Consider the following 12,082-nt stretch of genomic DNA (forward strand, 5'->3'; position numbering starts at 1 on the left):
CCCTTCAGGCCTTGATCTTGAAACCGTCGGCGTACTTGGCCGGGTTCTTGCCGTCCCACACGGTGCCGTCGACCAGCTTGCTGGTGCGCATGGTTTCCTTGGGCACCGCCGTCTTGCTGGCGGCGGCGGCGTCCTTGAACAGCGCGATCTGGTTGATCTGCTGGGCCACGGCCAGGTAGTCGGGGTGTTCCTTGAGCAGGCCCCAGCGCTTGTGCTGCGTGAGGAACCACATGCCGTCCGACAGGTAGGGGAAGTTGGCCGTGCCGTCGTTGTAGAACTTCATGTGGTTGGGGTCGTCCCAGGTCTTGCCCAGGCCGTTCTGGTAGCGGCCCAGGATGCGCTGGTTGATCGCGTCCACGCTGGTGTTCACGTAGGACTTGTCGGCGATGGTGTCGGCCATCTTCATCTTGTTGGAGAGGCTGGCGTCGATCCACTGGCCGGCCTCCAGGATGGCGGCCGTCACCGCGCGGGCGGTGTTGGGGTATTTCTTGACGAACTCGGCGGTGGAGCCCAGCACCTTCTCAGGGTGGTCCTTCCAGATGTCCTGCGTGGTCACGCCGGTGATGCCGATGCCGTCCATGATCGCGCGGTGGCCCCAGGGCTCGCCCACGCAGTAGCCGTCCATGTTGCCGATGCGCATGTTGGCCACCATCTGCGGCGGCGGCACGGTGATGATCTTGCTGTCCTTCATCGGGTGGATGCCGTAGGCCGCCATCCAGTAGTACAGCCACATCGCGTGGGTGCCGGTGGGGAAGGTCTGGGCGAAGGTGTATTCGCGCTTCTCGCTGGCCATCAGCTTGGCCAGCGAGGGGCCGTCCACCGCGCCCTTGTCGGCCAGCTTCTTCGACAGCGTGATGGCCTGGCCGTTCTGGTTCAGGTTCATCAGCACGGCCATGTCCTTCTTCGGGCCGCCGATGCCCAGATGCACGCCGTAGACCAGGCCGTAGAGCACGTGGGCCAGGTCGAGCTCGCCGTTGACCAGCTTGTCGCGCACGCCGGGCCAGCTCGCCTCCTTGCTGGGGATGATGGTGACGCCATGTTTCTTGTCGAAGCCCAGCACCGAGGCCATGACCACGCTGGCGCAGTCGGTCAGCGGGATGAAGCCGATCTTCACTTCCTTCTTCTCCGGCGCATCCGAGCCCGCGGCCCAGGCGCCGCGCGCGCCGAGCCCGCCGAACAGGGCCGCGCCGCCGGCAGCGCCGGCCTTCCTGATGAAATCGCGACGGGCGGGTGCCGAGGGGCCCAAAGACGGTTGCGTCATGCTCAACTCCTGGTGTGACGAATCAAAAACAAAAACGGCGCCCATCTCTCACCTGCCCCGGGGCAGGTGGAAATGGACGCCGTTGTCCGAAGAAGCCTTGGAAGACGACTTGCCGCCGAACCGCCATTGGCCCGGCTTTGAAGAGCTTCAAGCAGAAAGCGTGCCAGGGTTTACCCGAGGAAGGGGCTGCTGGCGTTTCGCTCTTGCGTGAGGGGGCCAGGGCGCCTGGCGGGCGTGGCGGCGGCGGTCCATCCTGGTGCATCGCCGCCGCCCAGGCACGGAATTTGTGCGGCGCAGCAGCCGCCGGCCCGCAGCCGGCTCAGAGGTAGTCGGCCATCGCCAGCACCGCCCGGGCCACATCCACCAGCCGGCGGTTCTGGTTCATCGCGGTCTGGCGCAGCATCTTGTAGGCCTCATCCTCGCCGAGCCGGCGTCTGGCCATGAGCAAGCCCTTGGCGCGCTCCACCAGCTTGCGCTCGTCGAGCGCGGCGCGCACCGTCTCCAGCTCGTCGCTCATGGCCTGCAGGCGGTGGGCCTGCTCCTGCACCATGCCCAGGATGGAGCGCTCGAGCTGCGGGCCGTAGTGCGCCGGCGTGCCGGGCCCGGCCGCGCCGGCCTCGCGCGACAGCGTCTCCAGGATGGCCTGCTGGTCGCGCAGCTCGGTGCGGGCCTGGGCGATCTTGCGCCTGCACAGCCCGCGCAGATGGACGGCCAACTGGTCTTCCAGCAATTTCATCGCGTCGATGCGGCGCGTGCAGCCCTCGTACCAGGCCTGGCTGAGGTTGGCGTCGAGCGCGCCATCCGTGCTGGGCGCGCAGCCGATGCGGCGCAGGCGCTCCAGCTCCGCGAGGCCGCCATCCTGCTGGCTGGCGTGCCAGGCGTCGAGCACGGGCCGCTCCGAGAAGTCCGCGAAGACCTCGAAGCAGCGCTCCTGCGACTCGATCAGGTGCCGCCACTGCTGCTGGCGCGCGAGGTCGGTGTGGCCCGAGGCGAAGCTGGCGGCGCCGAAGGCGCGCTCCTGGCCCGCGAACTCCTTGCCCTGCATGAAGTTGAACATCGCGACCAGGGCGCGCGAGATGTCCGGGTCGGTGGCGCTGTCCACGGCCTCGAACACCACGCTCAGCAGCCCGGCGATCAAGCGCACGAAGGCGGCGCTGGCTTCCTCGGGCGGCAGGGCCTGCGCGCCGATGCGTTGGCGCAGGGCGGGCAGGCCGTCGAGCGCGTGCAGCACGAAGGCGATGCGGCTGAACAGGCGCGCGCCGTTGCGCACCCGGCTGGCATCGGTGTCCAGCGTGTCGAAATGCTCGCGCACCCGCTGCTCGACCTGCTCGCACTCGGCCACCTGCTGGCGCCGCGGGTCGCCAAAGCGCGTGCCCTGCGAGCCGAGGAAGACATTGGACATCCCGCGCTCGCGCTGCAGCGCGTGGATCAGCCGCCCGATGACGCTCACCAGCTCGCTGGTGAGCGCGAGCTGTTCGAGTTCGCCAATCTCGCATTGGCGGGCGGCGACGAGAAAGCTGAGTCCGGATTTCATGGGCGTGCCTCAGGTGCAGGCAATATCCGTGCCGCAAGACCCTGCGCGGCGCTGCCGGCGCGCGCGCACTTTACACTTGGTCCCATGCTGGTATTGGGAATCGAATCGTCGTGCGACGAAACCGGGGTGGCGCTGGTGGAAGCGGCGGGCCCGGGCGTGCCGCGCCTGCTGGCCCATGGACTGCACAGCCAGATCCAGATGCACCAGGCCTATGGCGGCGTGGTGCCCGAGCTGGCCAGCCGCGACCACATCCGCCGCGTGCTGCCGCTGACCGAACAGGTGCTGGCCGAGACCGGGCGAAGCCTTGCGGAGGTGGACGTGGTGGCCTACACGCGCGGCCCGGGCCTGGCCGGTGCGCTGCTGGTGGGCGCTGGCGTGGCCTGTGCCCTCGGCGCCGCCACGGCCCGGCCGGTGCTGGGCGTGCACCACCTCGAAGGGCATCTGCTGTCGCCGTTCCTCAGCGCGGACCCGCCGCAGTTTCCGTTCGTGGCGCTGCTGGTGTCGGGCGGCCACACCCAGCTCATGCGGGTGGACGGCGTGGGCCGCTATGAGCTGTTGGGCGAAACCATCGACGACGCGGCCGGCGAGGCCTTCGACAAGTCGGCCAAGCTGCTGGGCCTGGGCTACCCGGGCGGGCCGGCGCTGTCGCGGCTGGCGCAGCAGGGCGACGCTGCGGCGTTCAAGCTGCCGCGGCCGCTGCTGCACAGCGGCGATCTGGATTTTTCATTCGCCGGGCTCAAGACCGCGGTGCTGACCCAGGCCAAGAAGTTGGGCGGCGAACTGGAGGCGCGCAAGGCCGACCTGGCCGCGTCCACCGAGGCGGCCATTGCGGAGGTGCTGGTGAAGAAGTCGCTGGCCGCGCTGAAGGCCACGGGCCTCAAGCGCATGGTGGTGGCCGGCGGCGTGGGCGCCAACCGCCTGCTGCGCGAACAGCTCAATGCGGCCTGCGCCCGGCTGGGTGTGCGCGTGCACTACCCCGAGCTGCACCTGTGCACCGACAACGGCGCCATGATCGCGATGGCCGCCGCCATGCGGCTGCAGGATGGGCAGGCGGTCGCCACGCGAACCTACGCGTTCGACGTCAAGCCGCGCTGGGATCTGGCGACGGTCTGAGGCCGGGCTCGTCTTTCGTCAAGCACCATCGAGGCACGAACCTGAGTCAACTGGCATCGTGAAAGATGATGCCCAGCGTATGCCGCTGTCCCTCGTGCAGCCGGCTGACCCCGTGGCGCAGATGGGCCCGGTAGAAGCCGCGGGCGGAACGAACGGGCCGGTGGTTGACGGCGAGCACCACGGCATCACCCTGGCGCAATGGCACCACGTCCGCCCGGCCGGGCCTCTTCGGGTTGGTCTCCGTCAGCAGCAACTCGCCGCCCTCGAAGTCGCGCCCCGGTTCGTTGAGCAGGAAGATGGCTTGAAACGGAAAGACGTGATCGCCGTACAGATCCTGGTGCAAGCAGCAATAGTCGTCGGCCCGATACCGCAGCAAAAGCGGCGTCGGCCGCTGCTGACCGGCAGCATGGCAGATTTCCCGAAACTCATCATGGGTCGCCGGAAAGCGTTCTTCGATCCGCATGGCAGCGTGCCATCGGTTGGCGATGGGCGCCAGGCGGGGATAGAGCGACTGGCGCAGACGCCCGACCACATCGGGCAGCGGGTAGCTGAAATACTTGTACTCGCCTCGGCCAAAGGCGTAGCGCTCCATCACGATGCGGCTGCGAAAGCGTGCGTCCTGAAAGAAGTAGCCCGCGAGTTCTTCGCACCTGGCCGGTGTCAATAGCGAGGGCAGCACGGCGTAGCCATCGCGTCCCAGGTTGTCTTCAACGGCACGCCAGTCCGCTGCGGCAATCCGGGTTTCGGGCAGGTCGTGCGGCATGAGGCTGTCCGCGTCTGCGGACATGGACGGTAGCGCGCTCATGAGCGTGCTTCCCTTCGGGCATCGCTGGGGGCCTTGGCGGGCAGGGTCTTCCTCCACGCCGCGTATTCCCGGGGCATGCACACGGCGCACGGCCGGAAGCCGGCCGCGATGGCGGTAGGCTCGTCGGCAAAGAAAACGCGGTGCTTCACATAGCCGTCGCGGGCGATCGCCTGCAGCGCGGCACGGCAATCGAGACGGCCGTACAGCTTGCCGCCGCGATGCCCTCCGAGCGTGCCGGGCAGCGGGCTGGAGTAAGGCCTGCCATCCGGCCCCACCAGCGTGAATGTCTTGTCCGATGCCGGCATGCGCGGTGCTCTTGCCATGTCACGAGGCATCGTGGAACGACAGTTCCAGGCCGATGCGCTCGCCTTGGCGCACGCGGCTGATGGCGTGCTTGAGGTTGACCCGGTAGTAGCCTTTTGTTCCCTTGAAGGGGCGTTCCGCTGTGGCGATGATGGCCGCATCTCCCAACTTTAGAGGCAACACCATGGGGCGCGACTGCATGCGCGGGCGCTGCTCCGTCATCACGAATTCGCCGCCCTGGAAGTCGGCGCCCGGCTCGGACAGCAGCGCGACCACCTGCATGGGAAACACCAGCTCGCCGTCATTGCGCTGGTGCAGCGATATGTGGTCTTCAACCCCAAGCCGGCTCATATGCGATTGCGCCCGCGTTTGGCCTGCTTTCTGGTTGCGCCGCAGAAAGTCTTCCAGCTCCATCGGATAACGATGATCGATGCCCAGGGTTTCGTTCCAGCGATTGGCGACGGCCACCAGGCGGCGGTAGAGCGCCGTGCGCCACTGCTCCAGCGGCGCCGGCATACCGGCACCGAAGTAGAACAACTCGCCGCGCCCCAGATCGCAGGATTCCAAAGTCACTCGGCTGGCGCCAGACGCCGTGGCCTGTTGCGCCACACCACGCGCCAGATCACGCGCCACGCCAGCGCCCAACAGGCCGGGCAGCAGGGCATAGCCTTCGGCATCGAGCTGCATGCCGATGTCAGCCCAATTCAGGCGATCGAGCGTCGCGTCGAGTGAAGTCATGAGAAATTTCCACATCAGTCGTTGGCTTCGCGGCGCAGCAGCTCGCGCTTACGATCCACGCCCCAGCGGTAGCCGGCCAGGTCGCCATCGCGCCGCACGACGCGGTGGCAGGGAATGGCCACGGCAATGTGGTTTGTGGCGCAGGCCTGGGCCACGGCGCGTACCGCCTTGGGCGAGCCGATGCGCTCGGCGATTTCGGCGTAGCTCACGGTCGTGCCCGGCGGGATCTCGCGCAACGCGCGCCAGACGCGCTCCTGGAAGGCCGTGCCCTGCACATGAAGCGGCAGGTGCAGCCCGATCGAAGGCGCTTCGATGAAGCCCACCACCTGGGCGATCAACTGCTCGAATTCGTCGTCGCAGCCGATGATCTCGGCCTTGGGGAACTGGTCTTGCAGGTCGCGCACCAGCCGGTCAGGATCGTCGCCCAGCAAGATCGCGCAGATGCCGCGCTGGCTCTGGGCCACCAGGATGGCGCCCAGGGAGCACTGGCCCACCGCGAAGCGGATGACCGCGCCGGCGCCGCCTGCCCGGTAGTCGCGTGCGCGCATGCCCAGCAATTGCTCGGAGGCTTCGTAGAACCGGCTGTTCGAATTGAAGCCAGCGCCATAGATGGCATGGGTGATGGAAGCCTGCGGGCTGCTCAGTTCCTCGCGCAGCTTGCGGGCACGGTAGGCCGAGCTGTACGCCTTGGGCGTCAAGCCGGTTTCGGCTTTGAAGAGGCGATGGAAGTGGAACGGGCTCATGCCCACCTCGGCCGCCAGGTCATCCAGCGGGGGAGGGGTTTCGGAGGACTCGATCAACCGGCAGGCGCGCGCCACCAGGGCGGCGCGCTCGGCGGCCGCGCTGGTCTGGTCGCCACGGGCGCGACGGCTGCCGCGGTAGCCCGCCGCCTCGGCGGCTTCCGCCGTATCGAAGAACTCCACGTTCTCGCGCTTAGGCAATCGCGCCGACGAACTGGGCTGGCAATACACGCCCGTGGTGCGCACGGCGTAGACGAATTGGCCATCGGCAGCGGCATCGCGTGCCTGCACGGCCGCCCAGCGCTCGTCGTCGGTTTCGTAGGCAAGGGTCATATTCATGGCAGAAGTCCCGTCATCATCAATCACATAGTCAGAATACGCAGGCTTTCCATCGCAAGCACTCCGATTCTTGCGGCCGATATTCACCGGCTGGCAGGCGCCACAGATACCAGGCGGCCACCGTCCGAAAAGGGCTCCAAGCCTCACCGATTGCACGCATCTGGCGCGGCGTGGGGGCCTTCTCCAGGCCCTTCAGGCGGCCGTAGCCTTCCCGTACGCCGAAATCGTCCACCGGCAGGATGTCGGAACGCTCCAGCGAATAGATCAGGAACATCTCGACCGTCCAGCGCCCGACGCCTCGCAAGGAAACCAGGCGCTCGATCAGGGCCGCATCGGGCAGGCACCGGGCCTCCTCGAGACTTGGCACGACGCCGTCCACGGTCGCCTGGGCGATGCCGCGAAGGGTCGCCAGCTTGGCTGCCGAGAAGCCGCAGGCGCGCTGCGCCTGCGGATCGGTGGCCAGCAATTGCTCGGGCGCAGGAAAGGGCACGTCCGGGTAGAGCGCCAGCAGACGCCCCAGGATCGCGTCGCCCGCCTTGGCGTGCAGCTGCTGGTAGGCAATGGCCCGCACCAAGGCTTCATAGGGCTCGCGCGCGGGCTTGGCCTCATGGCGGCAGGGGCCGATCGCGGCGATGTGGCGGGCCCAGTCCCCGTCCAGCTCGGACAGGAACTGGGCGGCCCGCCGGTACGCGCGAGGTGAGAGGTCGGCGGCAATGGTTTCGCTCAAGATCAGAACCCCGGCAGCGTGGCGGTCTTCGGCTCTTCCGCCCTGGCGGCCATCGCCTTCTCATGCTCCAGCAGCCAGCGCTTGCGGTGCAGGCCCCAGGCGTAGCCCTTGAGGTCGCCATTGCTGGCGATGACCCGGTGGCAGGGTACGATGATGGCGATCGGGTTGGCGCCATTGGCTGCGCCGATGTCGATGGCCGCGCGCGGGTCATCGAACCCCAATTCCCTGGCCAGCTTGCCGTAGGTCGTGGTCGTGCCCGCCGGGATGCGGCGCAGCGCGGCCCAGACCCGGCGCTGCAACTCCGAACCGGCGGTTGCCGCGCGCAGCACGTCCAGCGCCTTCAGCTCACCCTCGAAGTAGCGGGCCAGGGCCTGCGCAATCTCGGCGGGGGCCGGAGCCTCGACCAGCTCCACTTTGCCATAGTGCTCGCGCAGGCCACGGTGCAGCCGCGCCTTGTGGTCGGCAAAATCGAGCGCCCGCACGACCTGCTGCGCATCGGTGACGAGCAGCATGGTGCCCAGCGGCGAATCCAATGGGTTCAGAAACAGTTTCATGATGCACTCCTTGTTGAATCGGTTTTGGGCGTTGGCCCGCTCACTTCAGCCGGGTCACGCCCCGTTCGCCGAACAGGTACGTCTCGCCGCTGTCCATGTGCAGCTCGGGATCACCGTCATCGTTGACCTGCCAATGCGCCGAGCCAGCATCCACCAGCGACTGGCAATGGGACTCGACCTGGCGACGCGCTTCGGACACCTCATCCCTCAGGACTGTGGAAATCATGTTCATCGGATACCTCGGCAACTGCGATCACTTTAATGACGCCACGGCAGGAAGACACTCCGTCTCTTGCGGTTGAATTCCGGGAGCTATCCCGCTTTTCGGAAGGTGAAATTGATGCGCTGGCTGCCCAGCAACGTATGGGGCTCGTCCCTGAGTGGCATCACGCCGTGGTAGCGCAGGCGATCGGCGCTACCCCACACCACGACGTCCCCGTGGTGCAGCGGCACCTTGACTATGGGGTCGGTGCGCGCGTGACCGCCGAACAGGAACGTGGCCGGCATGCCCAGGGACACCGAAACGATGGGGGCCTCGTAGTCCCGCTCGTTCTTGTCCTGGTGCAGCGACAACCTGCTGCCAGGCAGGTAGCGATTGACCAGGCAGGCGTCGGGCTCGAAACCGTCAAAGCCCGCCGCCTCCGCAGCCCCGCTCGCCAGCCGGGCAAAAACTTCCGGCATGACCGGCCAAGGCTCGCCCGTATCGGGATCGACGGTGGTATAGCGATAGCCACGCCGGTCGGTGGTCCAGCCCAACGCGCCGCAGTTGGTCAGCGCGACCGACATGGTGAAGCCTCCGGGCATCACCATGTGCCGGAAGGGGGATGCTGTCTCGATGCCCACAATGGCAAGCATCAGATCGGGCACATGAGGCAGAGCGAATCCGCGCAGCACCATCGCGGCGGCCCCCAGGCGCTGGTTCTGCGCAGTGGCCTCGAAAAGTTCGAGCGATTGCATGTTCACCTCGCGTCGTGAAAGATAAGGCCCACGGTGTGGCGCTGGCCGCTGCGGATGCGGCTGACGCCGTGCCGCATGGCCACCTTGCGGGTGCCGCGCCGGCCTGGCCTGGAAGATGGGGCGGGCCGTTGATTGACGGTGAACACCACCGCATCCCCTTGGCGTAGCGCAACGACGTCCGCGCGCCGGCCCTGGGCCGAAATCTCCGTCATGACGAATTCGCCGCCGGAGAAATCCCTGCCAGGCTCCGACAGCAGGATGACCACCTGCAGCGGAAAGACATGCTCGCCGTAGAGGTCTTGGTGAAGGCAGTTGTAGTCGCCCTCGCCATACTGAAGGATCAGCGGTGTCGGCCGGGTCTGGCCGGCTTGGTGACACCGCTGCAGGAAGGCGGCCAGGTCGCCCGGGTACTGCACGTCGATGCCCAACTGCAGGTTCCAGCGATTGGCAATCGGCGCCAGTCGGGGGTACAGCGCATGGCGCAGCTGGTCGAGCAGCGGTGGCAGCGGGTAAGCGAAATACTTGTACTCCCCGCGCCCGAATCCATGGCGAGCCATGACGATCCGCGTGCGATAGCCTTCTTCCCGGCAGTAGAGCGCAGCGAGCGCATCGCATTGCTCGGCCGTCAGAAGACCGGGCAGCACGGCGTTCCCATGAGCGTCGAGCGAACGCCCGATGTTCGCCCAGTCGCAGGCCTCGAGCGTCAGGGCCAGGTCGTGACTCGCTGCGGCTTTCATGCCGCGGACGCCGTGGCCCTGCCGGCGGCCTCTTCGGCCAACAGCGTGCGCTTGCGCTCGGCACCCCAGCGATAGCCGGAGATCGAGCCGTCGCTGCGCACCACGCGATGGCAGGGAATGGCAATGGCCAGCACATTGGCGGCGCACGCGCCCGCCACAGCGCGAACGGCCTCCGGCACACCGAGATCGCGTGCCACATCGCCGTAGCTGCGGGTCTTGCCTGCCGGGATGCCGCACAGCGCCTGCCACACTTTCTGCTGGAACGCCGTACCACCGATGTCAAGATTGACCACGCCCTCGGACTGGTCCTTGTCGATGAAGCCGATGACCTGGTTCAGTTCTCGCTCTAGCGAATCCTCGTCGGCTTGCAGCTCGATGGTCGGGAATTCGGCTGCGAGCTGGTCGCGCAGGGCCTGTGCATCTTCGCCAAGGAAGATCGCGCAGATACCGCGCTGGCTACGGCCGACAATCACCTTGCCCAGCACCGTCTGGCCGACGGCGAACCGGATGGGGCCCTGCACTTGGCTGCCCGGGGCACGGAAGCTGTACTTGAACGTGGAAATGGAATGGGTCTTCATGGCAATCGCTCTCTGTGGTTGAAAGGTGAAGCCAGTCTAGAAATCCACTCGCTTCTTGAAACTCCGCTCCTTGCGGTTGAATTTTTCTTTTGCCGCCGGGCCGCCCCAAGGCAAAAGCGGCTCCTCGGGGAGCAGCGACCCGCGCGAGCGGCGGAGCGTGGGGGGCCGCCTTGCGGTTCACCAACCGGGGTATCTGGCGATGAGCTGCAGCCATAGTGCGAGACATCCGGTGTCGTGCATGTAGTGCAAGGCTTCAGACGCCTTCCAGGTGCATGGGACGCGGCGCAGCCAGATCGAGTCAGGGCCTGAGCGATACATCCAGACGATGGTTGCCGCCATCATTTGCTGCTCCGGCGGCATGGCCCGGAAATCGGCCCGCCAGCGCGCCATCTCTTCGGCATGGTGCTCGCCGGTGCGCTCGTTGTAGGCGGCGGGGCAGAGACTGCGGTGATACTCGCCGTCGTGCGTTCTTGCGAACAGCTTGCACAGTGGAGATTGCCAAATGGCCTTTTGCAAGGTCTCGTGGAAGCGTTCTGGGCATCGCTCGAATGGCGAGGCAGAGTCCGCCAGGGAATCCACCTGAGCGGCTTCTTCGATGTCCAGGTCAAGAAGACTCAACACGAGGTCTTCAAGCCGCATTTGATCGAGGCGCAATGTGACGATGCCCTGCGAAGGAGTCAAGCCTTGCTTTACCGCCGCGACCCAGGCAAGCAGTGATTGCGCATCTGGGCCGGCGCATGCAATTTCAGGCATCGTGTCAATCCATGGGAGAAGGACGGAAGCAAACAAGGACGCCAGCCATAAGAGGCTGGCGTCTGTCCGACACCCAAGTCCTCAAAAGAAGGGAGCGGGTTCCACACCAGAAAAGCGTGGAATGGCTTCCTCATTCTGAGAACATCAAGCGTCGCCGCTCTTGGCGGTAGCCTTGATCAGGCCGAGCTGGGTCAGCGCGGTGACGCCATCGTCCAGACCTCGTTCTTCCACGATCTTGCCGTCGATCACTTTCAGCACCGTGGTGCCGGTGAAGTGCATCTTGCGGCCGGTTGCGGCGGGCAGGCCACCGATCAGGAAGTCATCGTGAGCCGGGCCCGTATGGGTGCCGCCACCTTCCCACTGGCCCACCACGTAGTCGCCTTCAGCGATCAGATCGGCCGTGCCCCAGAAATGGAGGTCGGGGAATGCCTTGCGGAAGTCAGTCATGAACGCCCTGATGTCCGCGCGGCCACGGCGGGGCTCGTGCAGCGAATACTGGAGCAGCATGTTGGGTGCGGCGATGTCTTCGATGACCGCCAGGTTGGGATTCTTGCCCCAGAATTCGGTGAACCAACGGCCGACGACGGCCTTGTTTTGCTCTTCTTTGTTCATTTGAAAATCCTCACAAGTAGTTTCGAAAAGATCATCGAAGTCATTCGATGACCTGAGCGAAAGAATAGGCACCGCGCCGCCATTCAAAACTCCGATTCTTGCTGCTCAAGTCAGCTCGATATTTTGATCGGGGTGCTGGCCGGACGCACCTTCTTTCGGACGCCGCGATCACCCGCAATGAGCGCCTCTGGCATGTGCGGGATCAACGCGGGGGGCAGCTTGACGCTGTCAGTCTTGTAAAGGCGGATATTTCGAACGCAAGAAACAGAGAGCGTTATCGAAGGCGGATCACTACGCTTCATTCCAAGCGAGATAGGGAACGTCTCACTGA

15 protein-coding genes are annotated in these 12,082 nt (G+C 66.1%); 1 reads left to right on the forward strand and 14 read right to left on the reverse strand.

Annotation, left to right across the window (positions count from 1 at the left end; translation table 11 throughout):
* Positions 1-4: 4 nt before the first annotated feature.
* Both MMF98_RS04710 and MMF98_RS04715 read right to left on the reverse strand, forming a co-directional pair.
* On the reverse strand, positions 5-1,261 hold the full coding sequence (locus tag MMF98_RS04710; RefSeq protein ID WP_243304816.1) for a CmpA/NrtA family ABC transporter substrate-binding protein: 1,257 nt from the start codon (positions 1,259-1,261) through the stop codon (positions 5-7).
* Positions 1,262-1,580: 319 nt separating this feature from the next.
* Entirely contained in the window at positions 1,581-2,795 is a 1,215-nt protein-coding gene (locus tag MMF98_RS04715; protein WP_243304818.1) for a nitrate regulatory protein, read from the reverse strand.
* Between the two features lie 84 nt (positions 2,796-2,879).
* Between MMF98_RS04715 and tsaD the strand changes: the two genes are divergently transcribed.
* Positions 2,880-3,908 (forward strand): tRNA (adenosine(37)-N6)-threonylcarbamoyltransferase complex transferase subunit TsaD, encoded by a 1,029-nt coding sequence (gene tsaD, locus MMF98_RS04720; protein WP_243304821.1) that lies wholly within the window; start codon positions 2,880-2,882, stop codon positions 3,906-3,908.
* 46 nt (positions 3,909-3,954) lie between these two features.
* Here tsaD and MMF98_RS04725 read toward each other — a convergent pair whose 3' ends face one another.
* The 12 genes from MMF98_RS04725 to MMF98_RS04780 all read right to left on the reverse strand — a co-directional run bounded on the left by MMF98_RS04725 (position 3,955) and on the right by MMF98_RS04780 (position 11,751).
* The gene (locus MMF98_RS04725; RefSeq protein ID WP_243304823.1) at positions 3,955-4,671 is read right to left on the reverse strand and encodes a 2OG-Fe(II) oxygenase; all 717 of its coding nucleotides are present in this window, start codon (positions 4,669-4,671) and stop codon (positions 3,955-3,957) included.
* Between the two features lie 38 nt (positions 4,672-4,709).
* Positions 4,710-5,018, reverse strand: coding sequence for an Ada metal-binding domain-containing protein (locus tag MMF98_RS04730; RefSeq protein ID WP_243304824.1), 309 nt, complete (start codon positions 5,016-5,018; stop codon positions 4,710-4,712).
* Between the two features lie 19 nt (positions 5,019-5,037).
* Positions 5,038-5,754, reverse strand: coding sequence for a 2OG-Fe(II) oxygenase (locus MMF98_RS04735; protein ID WP_243304826.1), 717 nt, complete (start codon positions 5,752-5,754; stop codon positions 5,038-5,040).
* 14 nt (positions 5,755-5,768) lie between these two features.
* Positions 5,769-6,833 (reverse strand): bifunctional DNA-binding transcriptional regulator/O6-methylguanine-DNA methyltransferase Ada, encoded by a 1,065-nt coding sequence (ada, locus tag MMF98_RS04740; RefSeq protein WP_243304828.1) that lies wholly within the window; start codon positions 6,831-6,833, stop codon positions 5,769-5,771.
* Between the two features lie 31 nt (positions 6,834-6,864).
* On the reverse strand, positions 6,865-7,563 hold the full coding sequence (locus tag MMF98_RS04745) for a DNA-3-methyladenine glycosylase family protein (protein ID WP_243307303.1): 699 nt from the start codon (positions 7,561-7,563) through the stop codon (positions 6,865-6,867).
* Positions 7,563-8,114 carry a methylated-DNA--[protein]-cysteine S-methyltransferase gene (locus MMF98_RS04750; protein WP_243304829.1) on the reverse strand — a complete coding sequence of 184 codons (552 nt, stop codon included), beginning with the start codon at positions 8,112-8,114 and terminating at the stop codon, positions 7,563-7,565. The genes MMF98_RS04745 and MMF98_RS04750 overlap by 1 nt, the downstream gene beginning before the upstream one ends.
* Before the next feature lie 40 nt (positions 8,115-8,154).
* Complete coding sequence (locus MMF98_RS04755; RefSeq protein WP_243304832.1) at positions 8,155-8,346, reverse strand: hypothetical protein; 192 nt, start codon at positions 8,344-8,346, stop codon at positions 8,155-8,157.
* A gap of 80 nt (positions 8,347-8,426) precedes the next feature.
* Positions 8,427-9,071 (reverse strand): DNA oxidative demethylase AlkB, encoded by a 645-nt coding sequence (alkB, locus tag MMF98_RS04760; protein ID WP_243304834.1) that lies wholly within the window; start codon positions 9,069-9,071, stop codon positions 8,427-8,429.
* 2 nt (positions 9,072-9,073) lie between these two features.
* Positions 9,074-9,808: a 2OG-Fe(II) oxygenase gene (locus MMF98_RS04765; RefSeq protein ID WP_243304835.1), complete on the reverse strand. Its 735-nt coding sequence runs from the start codon at positions 9,806-9,808 to the stop codon at positions 9,074-9,076.
* Positions 9,805-10,386, reverse strand: coding sequence for a methylated-DNA--[protein]-cysteine S-methyltransferase (locus tag MMF98_RS04770; RefSeq protein WP_243304837.1), 582 nt, complete (start codon positions 10,384-10,386; stop codon positions 9,805-9,807). Before MMF98_RS04770 ends, MMF98_RS04765 begins: the two co-directional genes overlap by 4 nt.
* A gap of 177 nt (positions 10,387-10,563) precedes the next feature.
* Positions 10,564-11,139: a hypothetical protein gene (locus tag MMF98_RS04775; RefSeq protein WP_243304839.1), complete on the reverse strand. Its 576-nt coding sequence runs from the start codon at positions 11,137-11,139 to the stop codon at positions 10,564-10,566.
* 144 nt (positions 11,140-11,283) lie between these two features.
* Positions 11,284-11,751: an ester cyclase gene (locus tag MMF98_RS04780; protein ID WP_243304842.1), complete on the reverse strand. Its 468-nt coding sequence runs from the start codon at positions 11,749-11,751 to the stop codon at positions 11,284-11,286.
* Positions 11,752-12,082: the final 331 nt, after the last annotated feature.

This window comes from Variovorax terrae (genome assembly GCF_022809125.1).
Taxonomy (GTDB): domain Bacteria; phylum Pseudomonadota; class Gammaproteobacteria; order Burkholderiales; family Burkholderiaceae_C; genus Variovorax_A; species Variovorax_A terrae.